18 protein-coding genes are annotated in these 19760 nt (G+C 45.0%); 10 read left to right on the forward strand and 8 right to left on the reverse strand.

Translation table 11 applies throughout. The features are described 5' to 3' along the window. Positions 1-12: 12 nt before the first annotated feature. The gene (locus tag AMICO_RS08210; RefSeq protein WP_013048988.1) at positions 13-1032 is read right to left on the reverse strand and encodes a 2-hydroxyacid dehydrogenase; all 1020 of its coding nucleotides are present in this window, start codon (positions 1030-1032) and stop codon (positions 13-15) included. A 141-nt stretch (positions 1033-1173) separates the two neighbouring features. Between AMICO_RS08210 and AMICO_RS08215 the strand changes: the two genes are divergently transcribed. Further along, a complete protein-coding gene (locus AMICO_RS08215; RefSeq protein WP_013048989.1) occupies positions 1174-1647 on the forward strand; it encodes a ferritin family protein in 474 nt (157 codons plus the stop codon). 63 nt (positions 1648-1710) lie between these two features. On the opposite strand, the gene AMICO_RS08220 is transcribed toward AMICO_RS08215, so the two are convergent. Further along, positions 1711-3201, reverse strand: coding sequence for an AMP-binding protein (locus tag AMICO_RS08220; protein WP_013048990.1), 1491 nt, complete (start codon positions 3199-3201; stop codon positions 1711-1713). Between the two features lie 138 nt (positions 3202-3339). On the opposite strand from AMICO_RS08220, the gene AMICO_RS08225 reads away from it, so the two are divergent. Next, positions 3340-4506, forward strand: a complete 1167-nt coding sequence (locus tag AMICO_RS08225) for a M20 family metallopeptidase (protein ID WP_013048991.1) — start codon at positions 3340-3342, stop codon at positions 4504-4506. Positions 4507-4590: 84 nt separating this feature from the next. Here AMICO_RS08225 and AMICO_RS08230 read toward each other — a convergent pair whose 3' ends face one another. After that, positions 4591-5007: a hypothetical protein gene (locus AMICO_RS08230; RefSeq protein ID WP_013048992.1), complete on the reverse strand. Its 417-nt coding sequence runs from the start codon at positions 5005-5007 to the stop codon at positions 4591-4593. Between the two features lie 84 nt (positions 5008-5091). Between AMICO_RS08230 and larB the strand changes: the two genes are divergently transcribed. Then, on the forward strand, positions 5092-5847 hold the full coding sequence (larB, locus tag AMICO_RS08235; protein ID WP_041459675.1) for a nickel pincer cofactor biosynthesis protein LarB: 756 nt from the start codon (positions 5092-5094) through the stop codon (positions 5845-5847). Positions 5848-5979: 132 nt separating this feature from the next. Next, complete coding sequence (locus AMICO_RS08240; protein WP_013048994.1) at positions 5980-7200, forward strand: HD domain-containing protein; 1221 nt, start codon at positions 5980-5982, stop codon at positions 7198-7200. Positions 7201-7218: 18 nt separating this feature from the next. On the opposite strand, the gene AMICO_RS08245 is transcribed toward AMICO_RS08240, so the two are convergent. Beyond that, positions 7219-8403: a M20 metallopeptidase family protein gene (locus tag AMICO_RS08245; RefSeq protein WP_013048995.1), complete on the reverse strand. Its 1185-nt coding sequence runs from the start codon at positions 8401-8403 to the stop codon at positions 7219-7221. A 157-nt stretch (positions 8404-8560) separates the two neighbouring features. Here AMICO_RS08245 and AMICO_RS10195 point away from each other — a divergent pair, with 157 nt between their 5' ends. The 3 genes from AMICO_RS10195 to AMICO_RS08255 are packed head-to-tail and all read left to right on the forward strand — an operon-like array spanning position 8561 to position 9690. Further along, entirely contained in the window at positions 8561-8722 is a 162-nt protein-coding gene (locus AMICO_RS10195; RefSeq protein ID WP_169302821.1) for a hypothetical protein, read from the forward strand. Positions 8723-8737: 15 nt separating this feature from the next. Continuing rightward, entirely contained in the window at positions 8738-8971 is a 234-nt protein-coding gene (locus tag AMICO_RS08250; RefSeq protein WP_041459380.1) for a thioredoxin family protein, read from the forward strand. Positions 8972-8985: 14 nt separating this feature from the next. Continuing rightward, a complete protein-coding gene (locus AMICO_RS08255) occupies positions 8986-9690 on the forward strand; it encodes a cytochrome c biogenesis CcdA family protein (protein ID WP_013048997.1) in 705 nt (234 codons plus the stop codon). A 416-nt stretch (positions 9691-10106) separates the two neighbouring features. Here the strand turns inward: AMICO_RS08255 and prxU are convergent, their stop codons facing one another. Next, positions 10107-10829: a thioredoxin-dependent peroxiredoxin gene (gene prxU / locus AMICO_RS10325; RefSeq protein WP_013048998.1), complete on the reverse strand. Its 723-nt coding sequence runs from the start codon at positions 10827-10829 to the stop codon at positions 10107-10109. Between the two features lie 569 nt (positions 10830-11398). On the opposite strand from prxU, the gene typA reads away from it, so the two are divergent. Continuing rightward, entirely contained in the window at positions 11399-13264 is a 1866-nt protein-coding gene (gene typA / locus AMICO_RS08270) for a translational GTPase TypA (protein WP_013048999.1), read from the forward strand. Between the two features lie 121 nt (positions 13265-13385). Here typA and AMICO_RS08275 read toward each other — a convergent pair whose 3' ends face one another. After that, positions 13386-15770 carry a diguanylate cyclase gene (locus AMICO_RS08275; RefSeq protein ID WP_013049000.1) on the reverse strand — a complete coding sequence of 795 codons (2385 nt, stop codon included), beginning with the start codon at positions 15768-15770 and terminating at the stop codon, positions 13386-13388. Between the two features lie 105 nt (positions 15771-15875). On the opposite strand from AMICO_RS08275, the gene AMICO_RS08280 reads away from it, so the two are divergent. Both AMICO_RS08280 and AMICO_RS08285 read left to right on the forward strand, forming a co-directional pair. After that, positions 15876-16886, forward strand: coding sequence for an NAD(P)H-dependent glycerol-3-phosphate dehydrogenase (locus tag AMICO_RS08280; protein ID WP_013049001.1), 1011 nt, complete (start codon positions 15876-15878; stop codon positions 16884-16886). An 84-nt stretch (positions 16887-16970) separates the two neighbouring features. Next, positions 16971-17144 carry a DUF362 domain-containing protein gene (locus AMICO_RS08285; protein WP_013049002.1) on the forward strand — a complete coding sequence of 58 codons (174 nt, stop codon included), beginning with the start codon at positions 16971-16973 and terminating at the stop codon, positions 17142-17144. A gap of 76 nt (positions 17145-17220) precedes the next feature. On the opposite strand, the gene AMICO_RS08290 is transcribed toward AMICO_RS08285, so the two are convergent. Together AMICO_RS08290 and AMICO_RS08295 are read right to left on the reverse strand one after the other, a co-directional pair. Then, positions 17221-17574 carry a cupin domain-containing protein gene (locus AMICO_RS08290; RefSeq protein WP_013049003.1) on the reverse strand — a complete coding sequence of 118 codons (354 nt, stop codon included), beginning with the start codon at positions 17572-17574 and terminating at the stop codon, positions 17221-17223. A 14-nt stretch (positions 17575-17588) separates the two neighbouring features. Then, positions 17589-19760 carry a PAS domain S-box protein gene (locus tag AMICO_RS08295; RefSeq protein ID WP_013049004.1) on the reverse strand — a complete coding sequence of 724 codons (2172 nt, stop codon included), beginning with the start codon at positions 19758-19760 and terminating at the stop codon, positions 17589-17591.

Here is a 19760-nt window from a genome sequence, read left to right on the forward strand (position 1 = left end):
AACTCCCTCTCCTTAAAATTTACATTTTTTATCTATATCCATATAGTCTCCACGACGGATTTTCCCATGCCATGGTTCTCCACGAAGGAAGAGAAGTACATTTTCCGCGGCAGCCTGGCATGCGTCCTCCATAGCTCCGGCTACATAATTTGAGTTATGGGGAGATCCAAGGAAGTTCGAAAGTTCGAAAAATGGATAGTTCAATTGAAACTCGCCCCTCCCCCATGTGGGTTCATTCCACCAGACATCCGCTCCAGCCTGAAAATCTGGAAACCGCTGTAAATGCTCATAGAGATCTTTCTCAACAATAAGGGGGGCTCTGGCCACATTAATAAGAATTGCGTCTCTTTTCATTATCAACAGTTGTTCTCCCCCAATGAGCCCTTTGGTCTGCTTTGTAAGGGGCAGCGTCAAAACAACTACATCGGCTTCTTGCAATACATAGGGCAAATTTTCTAACGTCCCGACGTAATCTACTGTATCTTGGGTTCGGCCACTGGTATTGATGGCCATAATTCTCATTCCCAACGCCCGGAAGAGATTCGCAGTGTTGCGGCCTATGCCGCCATACCCCACAATACCCGCTGTCATCCCCTTGAGGTTTCTTAACAACCATGTATCCTTATCAAATTCGCCCCGAGCCAATTTCTCATGGAGAGGTACCAAGCGCCTTACCAGCGCCATGGTCATGGCCAATACATGTTCAGCGATCTGGTACGCCCATCCCCCAGCATTACAGGCTATGGCAATATGGGAAGGGATATCTAAAAAGGGAAGGTAATCTACACCTGTAGAAATTGTTTGCAGGAGACCGACTTTTTTTAAAAAATCGTACTCTTCCCTCTCGATCTCTTTGTTAAAGAAAAAGGAAAGAAGTACATGGGCATTCTGTAACACCTGCCGCCTTGCAGATCCATGGAAATCTTCTAAATAAAGGACATGGGCCCAAGAATCAAGGGGATGTTCTATTCTCTCACGGATTTCGGAGTTCGCTGAGAAGGTAACGACGACTGAGTCTAATTTTTTACCCATCTTTTACCTCCTTTTCCATACTACTTACGGTATTTTGATCATACACTATTTCTATCTCATGAGCTTTTATTGTAGAACCAAGATGATAAGTGTATAATTGCTTTACAATATAACGTTTTGGTTTAGACAGGAGGGGTCTGGATGAGTGAGAAATCTTTTGAAATGAAAGAAGCGCTCAGATACGGGATTCATGCTGAGATCGAGGCTAAAAACTTTTATACACTCTGGGCTAACCACGTCGCAGAAGAATATCTTAAAAAAGAACTATTGGAGCTTGCCGAATGGGAAAAAAACCATGAAGACGATCTGAGAAAGCTCTATTTGAAAATGTATGGAGAGGAGTGCCCCATTGATCCCAATATGGTCGTTTCACCTGAGCTCAAGGTACAGACAAAGGACTTTGGCGAAGTCACCTCCCTTCTGCGGATTGCCGGGGCAGCCTATCTTTCAGAAATGAAAGCCATGGAATTCTATGAGCGCCTAGAAAAAGAATCTTCAGGAGAAGCAGCTCTAATTTTCAGAAAACTTAAAGATATGGAAAAAGGGCATATGGATATTACGAAAAAACGATATATGGCTATAAGGGAAGACGTTGTAGGTTTCAGAGCTTTTTAGAAACTTGAAATTAAATTCGGAGAGAAAGGCGGTCCAGGACAATTGCCGGACCGCCCTTTATATTTATGATCGGGTACAAGCTTCTTTCTTTAGAAGACGGCGTAACACCTTCCCCGTGTTGGAAAGAGGAAAAGTATCCATAAACTCAACGCTTCTTGGCACTTTATAGTGGGCAAGATGTTTCTTGCAGAATTCAATAACTTCTCTTTGGGTCAGATCCATCCCCTGGGTTTTTTTTACAAACGCCTTGGGCACTTCTCCATTGACCTGGTGAGGAATACCCACAACAATTGCCTGTTCAACGGCAGGATGAGTTTGCAGAATAGCCTCTACCTCCTGAGGATATACATTAAAACCCCCAACAATGATAATATCCGTCACACGATCAAGGATCTGTACATACCCTTCGTTATCAATACGCACATAGTCTCCCGTGTTGAACCAGTCGCCGTCAAAGCGATCTGCGGATTTATCCGGATCTCTAAAGTACTCAGACGTCACCGAAGCCCCTCTAACCCATAGGATCCCCTCTCTTTTTAACGTTACATCTTCTTTTGCTTCGTTAGTCAAACGCCATTCGTAACCAGAGATAAAGGGCCCCACTGTCCCGAGCTTGCGCCGCTCATAAGATGGATTGACACAAACAACTGGAGAACACTCTGTCAGGCCGTACCCTTCAAGGGCCCCGACACCAAAGTAATCCTTCACTTTTTTATCCAGCTGGACGTTGAGTCTGTCTCCTCCGCTTACGATAAGCTTCACACCCTTTGGGCAAGGAGCTCCATGATCAATGGAAGAGGTAAGGAAGGTTAACATTGTAGGAACAATGATCAACACATTGGTCTGAGACACACATATAGTCTCAAGAGTTTTATGAGGGGGCATGAAAGAAGGCAATACTGTCTGTTTCATGCCGCAGATAAGGGGCATAAGCCCTGCCACCGTGAAACCAAAGGAATGGAAATTGGGGAGGACATTCAAAAGGATATCCCCTTCTTTCAGTTCTGTCAGCTCCTTGAAAACAGTCTGAGCATTATGCATAAGGTTCCCATGAGAAAGGGGGACCGCCTTGGGAAGGCCTGTAGTCCCTGACGTGGCAAAAATTACGGCAAGGTCTTCTTTTCCAGCCAGAGAAGGACGCCCGGCAATAGCCGTAAAGGGCGCGTCGAGAGGAGAGAGACACCAGGTTAGGGAATGTTCTGTAAGGGCTTGCTCTAAATCCTCCATTTCGGCACCAAGCACAACAGCAAAGGGATCTACAAGCTCTAGAATTCCTATGGAAGTAGGAACTCCGGCTTTTGTATTAATGGGAACAATAGCTCCCCCTAAAGACCACACTGCAAGGGAAAGTGCCAAAACCATAGGAGAGTTCGGCATCATCACTGCCAAACGATGACCCTTGCCAAAACCCTCATCTTCAAGTTTTTTCTTACACTCAATTGTCAATTCCCCAAGTTTCTGGCCTGTCCACCACTCTTCGCTCCACCACAAGACCGGTTTGTCCCAATCTTCTTGAAGCCTGTCCCATATTGCATTTTCTAACCTTATAACCATCTCAGCCCTCCATTCTCCAGATCAAGAGTCCCAAGTTCAAAAACATCGCTAATCAGTGCTAATTTTACTTTGAAATCTCAAGAAGAGCAAAAGAGGAATATATGATAGGATTTTCTTACATAAAAAGGAGGCGCTTCTATGAAAAACTACAGTGATTATACAGACCTCATTGACGAAGCCATAGAAAAAAATATAGATCCAGTCTGGGATCTGAACCTCTACATGGCCTCCCATCCAGAACTGGGGGGACAGGAATACGAAGCAAGCCGGCGAATGAAAGACATGCTTGAGAAGAGCGGATTCGCAATAACTTATCCATACTGCAATATACCGACTTCCTTTAACGCTCAAAGAGGGCAAAGGGGACCGTCTGTGGCCCTTCTGGCAGAATATGACGCTTTGCCTGAAATAGGCCATGGCTGTGGTCACTGCCTTCATGGCGGCATGACCCTGCTTGCCGGGCTCGCCCTCTCTCCGCTCCTTGAAAGAATTCCCGGCATTCTTTACGTCATTGGAACCCCTTCGGAAGAAACAAATGGCGCAAAGGTCACACTTGCAAAAAATGGCGTTTTTGACTCCATGGATCTGGCCATGATGATCCACTGCAATGACACCACAAACTATGTGCAGTACCGATCCCTGGCCATGGACGCCATTGAATTTACTTTTAAGGGGCAAACTGCCCATGCTGCCGGCGCTCCATGGGAGGGACGGAACGCCCTCAATGGGGTGCAGCTTTTCTTTCACGCCATTGACATGCTTCGACAGCATGTGAAACCAACCGTTCGAATGCATGGCATCATATCCCACGGAGGAGAAGCTCCCAATATAGTTCCAGACAGAGCTTCTGCTAAATTTTATTTTAGAGCCATGGAGAGAACGTATCTTGATAGAGTTTTGGAAAAAGCTTTTAACTGCGCGAAAGGCGCGGCTATGGCCAGTGAAACGTCGATACAGTGGGAAAATGTGGAATTCAGTTTTGATGAGATGCGTCCAAACCATACTGCGGAAGAGATGATGGAAGAAATATTTAAAGAATGTGGAGTTGATACAGTGAGCGCTCCCGGACCTGGAGGCTCCAGCGACATGGGCAATGTGAGTCAACACTGTCCCGCCCTTCAGCCGTTACTTGCCATTACCCAAGTGCCAACGCCTCACCATACAAGAGCTTTTGCTGAGGCTGTGACAACTCCCGAAGCCAGGGAGACCCTGAAAACAGGAGCTCGTATTTTGGCACGAGCAGCTCTTCGAACCTTCCTCGATTCGTTTTTTCGCGAAGAAATGAGGGCAGAATTTCTTTCATAAATGCTAATTAAAAAGAGGCCGCCCCTAAAAGGGACGGCCTCAAAGAAAGAGATGGTAAAACATCTTCGCCATTTCTTCTTTATTTCATTTCAATATCTCCCAGTACCCATCCACTTCAAAGGGAAGATCTATAACTTCATTACCCTTTACAGAAATAACTTTTTCCCAATCTGGGTGGCATCGAATAGGGTAATAAGGATTTTCGTTTTCATCTTTCCATAAAAGGGGCAATGTGTATTCTTCAGCTTCAACAATAATTTGACGCTCCTCTGTCATAAATTTTCGGAAAAGGGTCAATTCCTGAAGGCCAAAGAACTCGTCACAATACCCTTTGGCGAGAGAATGGTTCTGCCTAGGAATGAGATGATAGTCGAGAAGCAAAAAATGATAGGGGGCAACACGGATCCTTTCCGCGCGGAGCGGTATCCATAAAATAGACACATCCTTTCTTTCATTCAATTCATGAAAGAAGGAAAAGGCCCTGAACACCTTTTCTGCCATATGAAGCGCCTCCTTGTTTTATGCTCTTCAGATCAAGTACAATCATTTGCATATATTCCAAACAGGAAAGTTTTGGTGATTAAAATGGATGATCAAGAACTCAAGAAACTAACTCGTCAATTGATAGACGGCACTCTCGACACAGACCAGTTTATCCAGAAAATAAAGAGTTTGCCTTTTCAGGATCTGGGAGAGGTAAAACTAGACACCCATCGCGCCCTCCGTAAGGGTTTCGCTGAAATCGTATATTGTCCAGGCAAAAGTGATGAACAGCTTGAGAATATTGCCCGCGCTCTTGCAAATACAAAAGAAAATGTTCTTTTTTCCCGAGCCGCGCCCCATCAATATGAGGTAGTTCTCTCTATACTTCACGATGCATACTACCACGAAAAGGCCAAGATGATCGGCATAAAACGCCGGGAAACACAAACAACTGTTACAGGCCTCACAGTGGTCAGCGCAGGAAGCAGCGACATCCCCGTCGCAGAAGAAGCGGCAGTAACAGCAGAATATATGGGGTGCGCCCCAAAACGACTGTACGACATCGGCATCGCGGGACTCCATCGTCTGCTTGCCCATATTGAAACCCTTCAGTCCTCCCTGGCAATAGTCGCTGTGGCAGGAATGGAAGGGGCTCTCCCCAGCGTCCTGGCAGGCCTCGTTTCCTGTCCGGTTATAGGAGTGCCAACCAGCACCGGTTACGGAGCCAACCTTAGCGGGGTAGCTCCCCTGCTAACCATGCTCAACTCCTGTGCCACCGGCGTTTCGGTAGTCAATATAGACAACGGCCTCGGAGCTGGATATCTCGCCGGGCGAATTGTACTTCAGTCCACCAACTGACTTGATTCCGGAGCAAGAAATTGACAAACTTGAAAAGAGAGGGAGGGGGGAGAAGAACAGGCTTCTGCGAAGTGTTATAATTCGAAGGACAGAAGATTAATGAATGATTCTATGGGGAGGAGTGGCGCCTGTATGATCAGCAGGTCACTTATCGAAAAAATATTTGCTGCCGCAAGCATTGAAAGGTGGAACGATCACCCTCGGCCCGTTCAATTTACAGAGCTGGCAAAACAGGCCCATAAAATGATCATCGCTTATGTTATTGCTCGACATGAAGAGGATCGTGGAAAATCTCTTCATTGGCAATCCTTGATCGAGGGAGGTATCTTTGAATTTCTCCACCGAGTTATCCTCACCGACATAAAACCACCTGTTTTCCATAAACTGATGGCCCATAAAAAAGAACGGGATAAATTGAACTTATGGGTTGTGGAACGGTTGCAAAACGATCTGGAAGCCCTTTCCCCCGCTCTTTTCAACCGTTTCAGCCACTACCTTCTGACAGATCCCGATTCTAACCGGGAGCGTAAAATACTGCGGGCAGCCCATTATCTCGCAACAAAGTGGGAATTTGACTATATTTACGAATGGAGCCGCCCTCTTTACGGCATAGACGCTACAAAGGACGAAATAAACAGGCAAATAGAAGAACACCGCGAACTCGGCGCGGTACAGACTATGTTAATGAACCGTGAACTCCCTGATACAGAAAAGGGGATCTATGGTTTTATTGCTCTTGTGGGGCAGCTGCGTTTTCAAAAACGCTGGGCTCAAACCCCCAGGATCCCGGAAACATCTGTTCTGGGACACCTGCTTATAGTTGCTATCCTTTCATATTTTATAGCCCTGGAAATAGGAGCCTGTCCCAGGCGAAGCTACAATGATTTCTTCGGTGGGCTTTTCCACGACCTTCCAGAGGTTCTCACCCGTGATATTATTTCTCCCGTAAAAAACTCAGTGGAGGGACTTGATGACCTTATTAAGGAATACGAACGTCAGGCCATGGAAGAAAAAGTTTACCCCTTGATTCCCTTTGAATGGCGAAGGGAGATTCGCTATTTTACAGAAGATGAATTCTTAAATCGCATTTGGCCCGCAGATAACTCATCTCCCCAGATTCTTCAGTCTGAAGAAATAGAAGAAACCCTGAACAATGATGAGCAAAACCCTATAGACGGCAGAGTTATCGAAGCATGCGATAAGTTCTCTGCCTTTGTAGAGGCCTCTCTTTCCATGCGGACAGGCATTACATCCCCGGCATTGGATGAAGCCAAACGAAAACTCTATGCACGATACGCCAATAAAAAGCTTTACGGTTTTCCTGTGGGAATGCTCTTTGATTTCTTCTGGTAATCCTTTTTTGCCACTATTCTATCTACCTTCAAGAAAACGAAGAGCCACTGCTGCCATTAGCGCTGATCCCACTGGCAAGCAGGCTTCATCTACATCGAAAAAAGGGCTGTGCAGGGGATGAACCAATCCCTTTTCTGTGTTGCCCGTACCTAAAAGAAAATATGATCCCGGCGCTTTTTGAAGAAAATAGGCAAAATCATCAACTCCCATGTTAGGCTCTTTCATCACGTGGACCCTGTCGTCCCCCAACAATTCTCGCCCACACGCCGCTACCAGGTGTGTCATATCCTCATCATTCACAAGGCTAGGATACCCTTCTGTAAAAGAGATCTCTCCTATAGCACCCAGAGCATCAGGAATATTCTGGGCGACACGGCGCAGGAGCGCTCTAACAAAGAGCCGGGTATCGGGATCCATTGTTCGGATAATACCCCTCATCTCAGCTCTGTCCGCAATAATATTTCCTGCCGTTCCGGCGTGAAAAGAACCTACAGTAACCACCACAGGGTCAAAAGGAGAAGTACGCCGACTCACTATGTGCTGAAGGGCGCCTACCATCTCTGATCCTACAGCCACCGCATCAATCCCCCTGTGGGGCTCAGCTCCATGACTCCCTGAACCATGGATAACTATATGGAACATATCAGAAGCGGCCCTGAACTTACCGTAGCCAATGCCAATGGTTCCAGCTTCCAACCCAGGATCACAATGAAGACTAAAGACCGCATCCACCTTTGGGGCCTCCATTATTTTCTCTTCTATCATGGGGAGAGCTCCGCCATTTGTTTCTTCGGCAGGCTGAAAAAAGAACTTCACAGTTCCACTGAATTTTTCTCTCATGGCCGCAAGAAGGGATGCTGTTCCAAGAAGAGAGGCAGTATGAACATCATGTCCACACGCATGCATTCGTCCTTCTACTTTTGAAGCATAGACAGCCTTTGTGGCCTCATAAACCGGCAAAGCATCCATATCCGCCCGAAAGGCTACGGTTTTGCCTCCATTACCCCCTTGAAGCACGCCAACGACACCCGTTCCCGCCACTCGGAAGTGGCGGATATCAAGGTCATCGAGTTCCTTCTCGACAAGCCTTGCCGTATTTTCACAATTAAAGTCCAGCTCCGGATTTTCGTGGATCCTACGACGTAACGCAATAAGATATTCTTTCTTTTCCAGCGCTAAAGAATTCAGTTCTTTAAAGCTCATGGCCAGCCTCCCACCCGTTCCAAGAACATTAATTATCTTTTTTACGGTATCATATCAAATTTTTGCGGTAAAAAAGACTACAATAGGGATCATATACCCTTGACGGGTACCCAAAGTCCCGTATAATCAAGATCATAAAAACGGAGGTGCATATTCTGTGAAAATGCGAAATGTTATTATCATTACAATACTCCTTCTAGCAATTGGAGGAACATTTTACATACGGGAAAACGGAAGACAACAAAAGGAGCACAATGTGATCATAGCAGAAGCGCCTACAGCCCTGCCAGTCATTATAGATCTTAGTGCGGCAGGCTGACCAGCGTGTGTTCAGATGTCCAAAGTTTTGGACGATTTTTCTGCTCAATATGGTGATCAGGTTCGCGTGGAAAGGGTAGATGTAATGCAAAATTCAGAGTTAGCTCAAAAATATGAGGTCAGATATGTTCCTACCCTGGTTTTTGAAGATGGGAATGGTAACATCTTAGGGAAAGAAGTAGGCTACCTGTCTTTGGAAGAGATTATTATAAAATTGGAAGAGTATGGAATAACTCTGACATCAAAGTAGGCGAGGAGGCCAACATGCAGCAAATATTTGAGTCAATTTACAGCAGCCTCCATGCTTCTAGCGGATTGGCCTTGACAGCAGCTTTTGTATGGGGCGTTTTCAGCATACTCTTAAGTCCTTGCAACTTGGTGACCATTCCCCTTGTGGTAGGGTATATCGAAAGCACCCGAACTGAAAAAAGTGCTAGTGCTTTTACAATCTCCCTGGCCTTTTCCAGTGGAATATTCGTTAATCTTGCCCTTGTTGGCATGGTGCTTACCTCCACGGGAATTTTAATGACAGATATTGGCAAATATACAAACTACATTGTGGCCTGTGTCTTCTTTCTCATCGGCCTCCACCTTCTCAAAGTCATTCAAATTCCCTGGTTTGGACAAAAAGAGATTAAGGCGGGCAAAAACAGAGGACTTTCAGGAGCTCTTATTCTTGGAATTGTCTCTGGCCTGGCCCTCGGCCCTTGTAGTTTTGCCTATGTAGCCCCTCTGCTGGCCTTAACCATAAAAACTGCCGCTGTCAATTTAGTTTTCGCTCTCTCACTAGTGGTGTTTTATGCTCTGGGACACTGCTCTGTCATCGTTATTGCCGGAACATCAGCAGATTTCGTTTCTAAATTTCTTCAATGGGATGAACACTCAAAAGGGCTCACTATCGTTAATAACATTTGCGGCGTTCTCATTCTCCTGGCTGGTCTTTATTTTATATACACAGTTCCCCAATAAAACCAAGAGGGACGCTCATTTTACTCTGCGCCCCTCTTCACTTTCTGGCATTTCGACCATTCCGTCGAAAACCTTTCCCTACCGGGAATATATCAGGAATTTCTTCCTGAGGTCGACTTCTATTCAGTTGTTCGTACGTAGAAGGTTCCATTACACTTATTTTCCCATCCCCTCCTTCGCCGATCCTTTAAGCATCTTTATTCTATTCCCCTTTGTGGCAACGCGCAAAAGCTCCACGGCTTCTCCTGGAGCTCTAAGGGGCAAGAAATAGCCTATAGACTAGGCAAAGATCGCAAAAACTGTAATTATCGCATATTTTTGAATTATTACACTTGCGCTACACGCTGTGGGAGCAAAATAAAAGGGGTGCTGATCACTGCACCCCTTTACTTCTCTGCTCTTCCTTATTACTCAAATTACTTCTTGTAAACGTCACGTGGATTCCATTTTTGCCAGACCTTTGCCACGAGCTCAATACCTGGTTCAAGAACTTTGCCGCCAGGCTGCCAGCCAGACGGGGTAACTTGGGATCCACCAGTCTCTCTTACAAGTTGAAAGGCTTTTATTTGCCTAATCATTTCGTCTACATTGCGCCCCACGGGTGGAGTAAGAACCTCCATGGCCTGTATAACGCCGTCCGGATCAATAATGAAACGGCCCCGCACATCTACCCCGGCTACGGAATCATATACTCCGTAGGCGCTCCCTATGTTTCCGCCACCATCTGAAGCCATATGGAAGGGAACTCCGCCTTCCGCCATTTTCGAAAGCTCTGTGTCATTCCATACTTTATGAACAAACTGGCTGTCCACACTTACGGAAATAACTTCTACGCCAAGGCCATTAATTTCTTCATATCTGTCAGCAACTGCTGACACTTCAGTAGCTCAGACGAAAGTAAAATCTCCTGGATAGAAACATAGCAAAACCCATTTGCCTGCGAAATCAGACAATGTAACGGTCGTAAAAGTTCCTTTATAATAGGCTGGAGCTGTGAAGTCAGGAGCTTTTCTTCCTACCATAATGGTCATTTTACCCTCCTCCTTCTGTGAGGATTTTGCTTCAACTTGTTCTTTCTGAGATTCCTGTTTCTCGATTTTTGCTATAGGTACAGTGCAGCCGCTCTTTTTTTCTGTCATTTACTCCCCTCCTCTCAAAAATCTCTTTAATAATATCACAATAATCAAAGGCTATTTAGAAGAATTCTTTTTATAACAAAAAGATATGATCTATCTGCAATTCTCTGCCACTTCTCTTACCGACAGCGTTCATTTCTGGCATTTCCCATTTTTCAAATACGAGAATCCTATGGAGATAAAATCGAGGTCTCCATGGTAAATCCACGAAACATCTTAATCATTTATTGACAATATCCGTTATAATATTAGGTGCAATGTCCCGATATGGATATTGGAAGGAGAGAAAATCTACGAAGGAATTCCTTCATGGGAAGAGCTCAAGGCATTAATAGATTCCAGACTCAGTTGACAATTATTCCAGCATAAAGCCTGCGAAGCGATTTTCATATTCCCACTTTTGTTTCTCATTTATAAACTTTAAACAACAAAATAAAAGACAGTCAAAGAGAGATATTGTCTAAATGGCAACATTTGCTTCTTACGGTTGCTGTTTTTAGAAATTTGGCGTAAAATATTTATTTGTTTCTGATTATTTTCAGGAAACTGTATACTTTAGGGAGTTGTTATAGATGGTTCAAGCTGAAAAAATTCGCAATCTGGCAATTATAGCCCATATTGATCATGGGAAGACCACGCTGATCGATTCTATTTTTAAGGCCGCACAAATCTTTAGAAAAGGGGCCCATATAGAAGAACGCGTTATGGATAGCAATGAACTTGAAAGAGAGCGAGGCATCACCATAAGGGCCAAGCATTGTACTGTCGAATGGAATGGATATTTGATAAACATTATAGACACTCCGGGACACGCTGACTTTTCTGGAGAAGTGGAACGCGTCCTCTCAACAGTTGATTCTGTCCTTCTGCTCGTCGATGCCAACGAAGGGCCCATGCCCCAGACACGATATGTACTCATGAGAGCTCTGGCCATGGGGCTGCGTCCTATTGTCTTTATCAACAAAGTGGACCGCCCTCACGCCAACCCCATGTCTGCGTTAAATCAGACCTTTGACCTCTTTATAGAATTAGGAGCCGCAGAAGAGCAGCTGGATTTCCCTGTTCTTTACGGATCAGGCCTGGATGGATGGGCTGTCAGAGATCTGAATAAATATGCCCATGAAGGAATGAAGCACCTCTTCGAAACTATTGCTGAGTATGTGCCTGCTCCAAAGGTGAACCTACATGCTCCCTTTCTCATGCAGGTAAGTACCCTTGCGTGGAATGAGTACACTGGGCGAATCGGGTGCGGTAAAGTACTTCAGGGAACCCTTCGTAAAGGTGAAAATTTTATCCGTTACTCCACAAAATGGAAAAAGCCCAATCTCAGAGGAGAAGAATGGGAGATTTGCGATGAAGAACAGACCCGCTCTGTAAAAATGTGGGTTACGCGAGGACTAGAGCGTCAGGAAGTGGAAGAAATATCGGCAGGGGATATCGTCTGGATCTCCGGCCCCCAGGAGATCAACATCGGAGACACCTTCTGCTCGCCAGAGCTTGAAGGGAAGACCCTCCCTCCCCTGGCCATAGAGGAACCTACCGTATCTATGTTCTTTTTGGTCAATACCGGACCTTTTTCAGGGCAGGAAGGACAACCTATTACTCTGCGTCAATTAAAAGCCCGCCTTGAAAGAGAAAAACATGTCAATGTCGCTCTTCGGGTAGAGGATATTGGGCGTCCTGACGGAGTAAAGGTGTCAGGACGAGGAGAGCTTCATCTTTCCATTCTCATCGAGGAAATGAGACGGGAAGGTCTCGAATTTTGCGTATCCAAACCGGAAGTCATTACCAGGGAAGAAGATGGACGAACATTTGAGCCCATGGAAGACCTCACTATTGATGTCCCAGAGGAATATCAGGGAGTAGTATTCGAAAAACTCTCCCGAAGAAAAGCTCGACTCGTCTCTATGGATAATACCCAAACAGGTCTCGTACGGCTCTCTTTTCAGATTCCTACTCGGGGACTTATTGGGTATCGGGGAGAATTTCTTACAGACACGAGAGGCCTTGGCATTATGAATACCGTATTTGCCGGATATGGCCCATGGGTCGGCACCATATCCCCACGCAATCGAGGAAGCCTCGTCAGCCTTGATACTGGAGAAGCGACAAGTTACCAGCTTGAGAACCTCCAGGAACGGGGAACCCTTTTCATAGAACCGGGAGAGCTTGTTTATGAGGGAATGATCGTGGGAGAAAATTCGCGCCCCGGAGATATGCCCTGCAACCCAACTAAAAAGAAGCAGGCTACGAACCACCGCTCAGCGACAAAAGACTTGACAACCAAGCTGGATGTCCCTCGTAAAATGTCCCTTGAGAAAGCAATGGAGTGGATTGCAGAAGAAGAGCTAGTGGAAGTAACACCCCAATCTGTAAGAATGAGAAAAGCTGTTCTTGATTATCAGGAACGAAGAAAATCCACAAAAAAAGCAAGCTAAAAATACAAAAGGAAGCCCTCCTCAGAAATAAAGATCTGAGGGGGGCTTTTTACTTGATCCTTCAATGCGCCTTATTTTCTGCGCCATGGTGAAGAGCCGCTCTTAAAGGAGTCTAGCCACGCTAAGTTCCTTTGTTTTCTTCCTGCCGCCGTCTTCTTTCTACTTTACTCTGGTACATCCTATCGTCAGCAATCTTCAAAGCTTCATGAAGAGAAGACGCGTCTTCCGGAACAGTGGCCACTCCAAAATCAGCTGAAATATTATGGAGCACTCCTTCCACATGAAGAGCTTCAAGACTGCTTTGCAACCGCTTAACAAGATGAAAAGCCTGCTTCTGAACAGTCCCCGGCAGTATCAAAAGGAATTCATCGCCGCCAAACCGGCCAGCTATGTCGCCAGCCCTCACACACTCACTTAAAAGAGAGGCAAATGACTTCAACACCTTGTCTCCGACAAGGTGTCCATAGGTATCGTTAATCAGTTTAAAATTAGCCATATCTATCATAACCATACTGGCAGGATCCCCGAAACGTTCGTGGCGAGATTGCTCTTCCGCTATACGCATGGAAAGAAACCGCCTGTTCCAGAGCTGGGTCAAATCATCGATAAGGGCTTTTCTTTTCGTTTCTTCTATGGCCGTCTGTACTGCCACAAGGGCAGCAAGATGCTTTGAGAGGATCATGAAGAAACCTTCGTCACTTTTAACAAAGGGGCTATTTTTTTCCATAGAAATGACGGCGAAAACCTCCCCGCCGAAAAGAATCGGAATATCCAGCTGAGAAGTGGTGCTCTTTGAAGAAAGGTTTACATAATAGGAAGAAGCCGCCAGGTTGGGCGTATTAATGATCTCTCCCCTTTCAGCGCACCTGATCACAAGCCCGCCGCCATTCTCGTATAGTTTCTGCGAGTACTCGTCCAGATCTGCCATACTTACAAAGTTGGAAGCCAGGGCCCTGAGGAAAAAAGATGCGTCTTCTTTCTTCTCCACTCTAAAAATGGATATTTTTTCATAATTGAAAACTGATGTCAACATCTGCACTACATGGGGTGCCACCTGTTCAAAATCGGCCCTCTCTACTGAAAAAGATTGTACGATGTCAAGAAGGGTCCTGAGGCGGTTCACTTCCACGTTAAGACGGGCGAAGGATTCTTTGTTTTCAAGCTCAAGTGCCATATGTGCCGCTATAACTCCCAAAAGCTCCTGATCCTGATTGGTTATGCCGCCTATCACATCATCATCTACGGCTACGGCTCCCCACAAGCCGTTACTTGAAATAACAGGAACTATCAACTGGCAACGCACATCACTGTCAAGATTCAAATAGAGAGAGTCCTTTGAAACATCTGTCGCAAGATAAGGTTCCCCTGTTTCGAGAACATGAAGCAATATACCCTTTTCTAGTCCTTTCAAATCCTTTAATTCTTCGGGAAGTTTTCCCACCCATGTCTGCAGCGTTATTTCCTTCGAAAAACTCTCTCTAGAAAAAACGTATACGTTTTTATACCCAAGCCTCTGGGAAAGCTGCCAGGATACAAGGGAGAAAAGCTCTTCCGCGGAACGACAAAGGGACATCCCCTGCACAATATCAAAAAGGTCTCTAAACTTTTTAAGCAAAACCTCCAGGTTTGCTTTCTGTTCCCGCGACACGTCAAGAGCATTGGAAAGGGCTTTCTGTGTAGAACTGAAAGCCTCATTGGTCCGTTTCAGCTCTGCGACATTGGCTTCCAATTTCTGTTCCACCTGCAAATGGGTTAAAATTTCACCTAAAATTACTGCAAAAAACTGAAGACCACGAAGATCTGTGGATGAAAACCGGGCCAGTTTCCTCGATTCAACAACAATCACTCCGCTTTTCTGATCTCTCCAGACGATAGGAACCACCAAACCGGATCGGGCGCCAGGCGTCCCTTCTACGTAAGGAGGGTGAGATCGAATATCATCTACGATCAGAGGCTTTCCCGAAACAAAAACCCTCGAATAGACATGGTTCTCGAATGGAACTGTTCCGTCAGGACTCACTCCTTCTCCCGTATATTCATCGTGAGCGCTTAATATCTGAAAAAGATTTCTTTTTTTGTCATAAAGGGCAACGGCAGGAGCGCTATCCGGCATGAGGCGCTTGATAAGATCCAATGCCGGAACACACACCTTTTCTATTGTTGAGGCAGAGCCAGCCTGCTTAATGTAGTCAAGGAAGACCGCCATTTCTTTTGCGGATTGGCGCCGAAGGAATTCCGAAAGACAGTACACAGCAAAGATCATGACATATAATGGAAGAGCTATCCTCAGGGGGAAATGAAAAAAAATAATATGGGCGGGGACTAAAACTGAAACAAATAAAAGCATAATTCCGTTCGCTCTTTTTGTTCCATATATGGAAAAAGCGAGAAGAAACACAAGGAGGGTCGCTGGGAAAAGAAAGATTCCGCAGCCTAGTCCCTTACCAAAGAAAAATCCAGCGGCTGAAACAAGGAGGAAAAGAATACTGCCTAACCAATCTTTCAAGAGACTACCTCCAAGGTAGTATTTTTATTTATCATTGTAACATTAAATGAAAAAGGTAATTAGAGAATATGATTTTTGTTTATATTTTAAAAGGAGGAATGCAACATGACAACTCTTTCTGTTTTCGGCGCCGGAAGCTGGGGAACTGCCCTGGCCCATGTTCTGGCCAGCAATGGGCATCAGGTCTGCCTCTGGTGCCGTCGGCAAGAACAAGCTGAATTCATCAACTCAAAAAGAATGAACCCTGATTATTTAAAAGACATACCCCTGGCCGCTGGTATTTATGCAACGTGGCAATTAGATGAAGCTGCGACATATTCTAAAAATTGGGTTGTTGCCGTACCTACCCAGGCAATTCGCACTCTTTTCACCTCTTTGCAAGAATTTACCCCCCCTATATCCCTTTGCAATGTAGCTAAAGGGATTGAAATTGAAACATTGAAGTGTATTAGCCAGATTTCAAAGGATTTTTTCCCAGATACATTCTACGCCGTCCTTTCAGGTCCAAGCCACGCAGAAGAAGTTGTCAGAGGCTTCCCCACCGCAACGATTGTGGCTTCATCTTCTTTTGAAACCTGCCAATACTGGCAGAGGCTCTTTAATTCGCCGCGGTTCAGGGTCTATACTGGCAACGATGTAGCCGGTGTAGAAATAGGAGGAGCCGTAAAAAACATTATAGCCATTGCTTCTGGAATTGCTAAAGCAATGAACCTCGGGGATAATGCTACAGCGGCCCTTGTAAGCCGAGGGCTTGCTGAAATCATGAGACTTGGAGCAAAAATGGGAGCCCATCCCCTCACACTGGCAGGTCTTGCTGGCGTTGGGGATCTGGTTGTTACCTGCTATAGTTTTCACTCCAGAAACTTCAGGCTGGGGAAACTGCTTGGAGAAGGCAAGAACCTGGAAGAAGCCAAAAAGATACTTGGACAGGTTGCCGAGGGTGCTTTTACTGTTCGGGCCATAGTGCATCTGGCTCGTGAGTACGACGTTGAACTCCCTATAGCCGACTCTGTGTATCGACTATTATACGAGGGTACTTCTCCGAAGGAGGAACTTGAGAATCTTCTCACCCGAGACCCCAAGCCAGAATATCCACCTGCTATTTTCTGGTCATAAGGGCCTTCGAGTTGCCTCCGTTATTAAAGTATTATATAATCCGCTCTGTGAAGCTAATATCAATTAACAGAGGGGGTATACATAATGGCAAAAGCAGTCGTTGATAAAGATGCATGCGTTGGATGCGAAACCTGTGTAGGTGCTTGCCCTGTGGAAGCTATATCTATGGTAGATGGCAAAGCAGAAGTTGATGCCGATACCTGCATTGAGTGCGGAAGCTGCGTTTCAGTCTGCCCGGTAAACGCCATTTCCCAGTAAAACTGGAACCTGTCTATTACACATAGAATTGCAGGATATAGGAGAATCCATGAATGGATTCTCCTTTTTTACTCCCTTATTGAACGATCATAGCGATAAAAACAAGGGGCTCTTTACCTGTATTGCTCAAGCCGTGTCTCTCACCACGGAAGGTCAGGGTCACGTCCCCAGCGCAAACTTTATGCAATGTCCCGTCATTTTCTTCGTAAAGTCCTTCCCCTGACAAAATAACGAAGCACTCCTCGTCATTTTCATGCAGATGGGCTCCAATGGAAGCCCCCGGTTCAAGGGTCATGGTTCCAATCATAGAAAAGGAGCTTCCAGAAAAACCTTCTCCCTTGGGGATAGCATACAAACAATGGAGAGAACCTGTACCTCCAGCAGGATTGTCTTTCTTCAGCTTCTGTTGCCTATCTTTGCAAATGATCACTTTTATTCCTCCTTTTATGACTCTTTCATCGTGTGAGAAACAAGAAGAACGAGTTGTTCCTTATGGGGAACGAAATAACTAATAGTCATGGAACAATTAAAAAGATCATTGTAAAAGCTTAAAGTTTGGGGTTCTTCCTTCGCTATGACATCATTCAATTTCTCTTTGAAAACACTCTCGGCCCCTGGAAAGATCTCAAGAAAAGAGCGGCCCAGCACTTCATCATATCCATGCTTTTTTAAAAAACGTTTAGCCTGTTCATTTAACTCCACAAAGCGCACGTCAGATGGGGTTCCAAACTCGTCGTATATGATGTCAAAGACCATAAAAGGCTCACTGATCTGCCAAAAAAGAAGGCGATACTTTTCTCTATCCTGACGAAGCATTTCGTAGGCCGCATCTCTATCCTTAAGGCTGGAGAGCATCTCTGAAAAAAGGTTGAAAAGGCCTATTTCCTCATTAGTCCAATTGAAAGAACTTTTAATTTTTTCAAAAACTATAAAACCATCCACCTCTCCCCTAAAACGGTAAGGGATCACTAGAAAGGAGCCTATTTTATGCCGGCTCATAAAGTTTTGTATGGCCATGGCTTCTTCTGCTAGTCCAGCTTTTTCATCAAATTCTATATTAAAAGTGTCTCCGGTTTCAAGATTTGCGCAGAACCAGGGATCCTTCTGAAGAGGCAAAGCTTCCCGTTCACCTTCATACAAAGCTTTTAAAGAGGGAACATTGTGGCGGCACCATTCTGATGAGTAACGCATGACCCCTTTCCTCACAATCACGTGGCTCACGCGGTCAGCTGCGATATATGACGCCATTTTAGGAAGAGCACCCCTCAAAGCACTCTCTAGCGAGGGGTAATTCAAAATATCCGCCGAAATTTCAGAAACCATCTGCTCTATTTTCAGTTTTCGTTTTAAAAGCATCTCTTCCCTTTTTCTCTCAGAAATATCGATATAGAGAAAGCAGATAGCAGCAATGCCGCCAGGCATTTCCAAAGGGGAGCTATTTAAAAAAACATCGATTATCCGGCCATCTTTTCGACGACGCTGGGTTTCTATAAAAACCCTTTTTCCATCAAGGGCCATTCGACATATGGAAAGAAACTGAGCGTGATATTTAGGCGGTATAACGAGATCCCCAAGAAATTGTCCCATAACTTCATCTTTAGAGGCAAACCCAAACATTTTTACAAAAGCGTTGTTTACCTCAAGGGTTTTCAGCGAGGGATCCGAAATGACTATTCCGGCAGGGGAACTTTGAAAAATTTTCTCAAATTTTCCCTTCTGAAGTTCCAATTCTCTAAGATTTTGACAAATGGTGGAAATATCAAGAGCCACTACATGGACAGTCGAGTAATCTGTTGAATCGAAAGGTATTGACCATCTTACAAGAATTTGGGATTCGGTAGATCTACCGGTGAGGTTAAGCAAAATCTTTTTTTGAAAAAAACTCTTCTCTTCAAAGAGAGCCTCACACTGGGTCGCAAAAAAATGGGCATTTTTACTGGAAAAAGAGTCTTGAAAAACAACCTGAAGAGCCTCCGGGGACGAAACGCAAAAGAAGTCAAGAGTGCTCCTATCTGCCTCTAAAACACGTGTAAGAGCTGTGCATGCATGGAGAAGACGGTGGTTTTCAAGTAAAAAGGCCTGTACATCCTTTTCTGCCTTCAAAGGGATGTTTTCTTCTAAAAACTTCTTTTGTGCGGAAAGATCCTGTGTCCATTGTGTTATAGGTATGATATCACCAGTATTTTTCTTAAGAGTGCTTTTGCGAGGGACAGGCGGGGGGTTTTTATTCTCAGGATGCAATGTGCTCAAAAGCAAGCGTAATTTTTCGCCATCGAAAGGAGGGAAGATAAAAATGCTGCTTTTGATCTCCCGCGCCAAAAGATAGGCCTCATCACTAAAGAGATCTACGATGAAAACAACTCTTCCGAAGAAAAAATCCTCAGGGCCCTTGAGTAGGGCTAATTTTTTCTGGTCTGTAACAAGGGAGAGCTTTACGAACGTTATAAAGGGAGGTTTTCGCTTTATCACTATCGAAGCATCTTCGAGATTAGAAACAGCGATCATAGAATAATCCCGCTCTAAAAGAACGCGCTCCAGAGCTGGATCTTTTTCCAAACCTTCCCCAACAAGAAGCATCAATTCTTTTTGCGAAAGTTTCTGCTCTAACTCAATCAT

The organism is Aminobacterium colombiense DSM 12261 (genome assembly GCF_000025885.1).
Lineage (GTDB): Bacteria > Synergistota > Synergistia > Synergistales > Aminobacteriaceae > Aminobacterium > Aminobacterium colombiense.

Coding starts and splice junctions, on each gene's coding strand:
- AMICO_RS08280 (WP_013049001.1), top strand. CDS start 15,876: ATGACAACTCTTTCTGTTTTCGGCGCCGGAAGCTGGGGAACTGCCCTG.
- AMICO_RS08250 (WP_041459380.1), top strand. CDS start 8,738: ATGTCCAAAGTTTTGGACGATTTTTCTGCTCAATATGGTGATCAGGTT.
- AMICO_RS08285 (WP_013049002.1), top strand. CDS start 16,971: ATGGCAAAAGCAGTCGTTGATAAAGATGCATGCGTTGGATGCGAAACC.
- AMICO_RS08225 (WP_013048991.1), top strand. CDS start 3,340: ATGAAAAACTACAGTGATTATACAGACCTCATTGACGAAGCCATAGAA.
- larB (WP_041459675.1), top strand. CDS start 5,092: ATGGATGATCAAGAACTCAAGAAACTAACTCGTCAATTGATAGACGGC.
- AMICO_RS08210 (WP_013048988.1), bottom strand. CDS start 1,032: ATGGGTAAAAAATTAGACTCAGTCGTCGTTACCTTCTCAGCGAACTCC.
- AMICO_RS08230 (WP_013048992.1), bottom strand. CDS start 5,007: ATGGCAGAAAAGGTGTTCAGGGCCTTTTCCTTCTTTCATGAATTGAAT.
- AMICO_RS08255 (WP_013048997.1), top strand. CDS start 8,986: ATGCAGCAAATATTTGAGTCAATTTACAGCAGCCTCCATGCTTCTAGC.
- AMICO_RS08220 (WP_013048990.1), bottom strand. CDS start 3,201: ATGGTTATAAGGTTAGAAAATGCAATATGGGACAGGCTTCAAGAAGAT.
- AMICO_RS08245 (WP_013048995.1), bottom strand. CDS start 8,403: ATGAGCTTTAAAGAACTGAATTCTTTAGCGCTGGAAAAGAAAGAATAT.
- AMICO_RS08215 (WP_013048989.1), top strand. CDS start 1,174: ATGAGTGAGAAATCTTTTGAAATGAAAGAAGCGCTCAGATACGGGATT.
- typA (WP_013048999.1), top strand. CDS start 11,399: ATGGTTCAAGCTGAAAAAATTCGCAATCTGGCAATTATAGCCCATATT.
- AMICO_RS08240 (WP_013048994.1), top strand. CDS start 5,980: ATGATCAGCAGGTCACTTATCGAAAAAATATTTGCTGCCGCAAGCATT.
- AMICO_RS08295 (WP_013049004.1), bottom strand. CDS start 19,760: ATGATTGAGTTAGAGCAGAAACTTTCGCAAAAAGAATTGATGCTTCTT.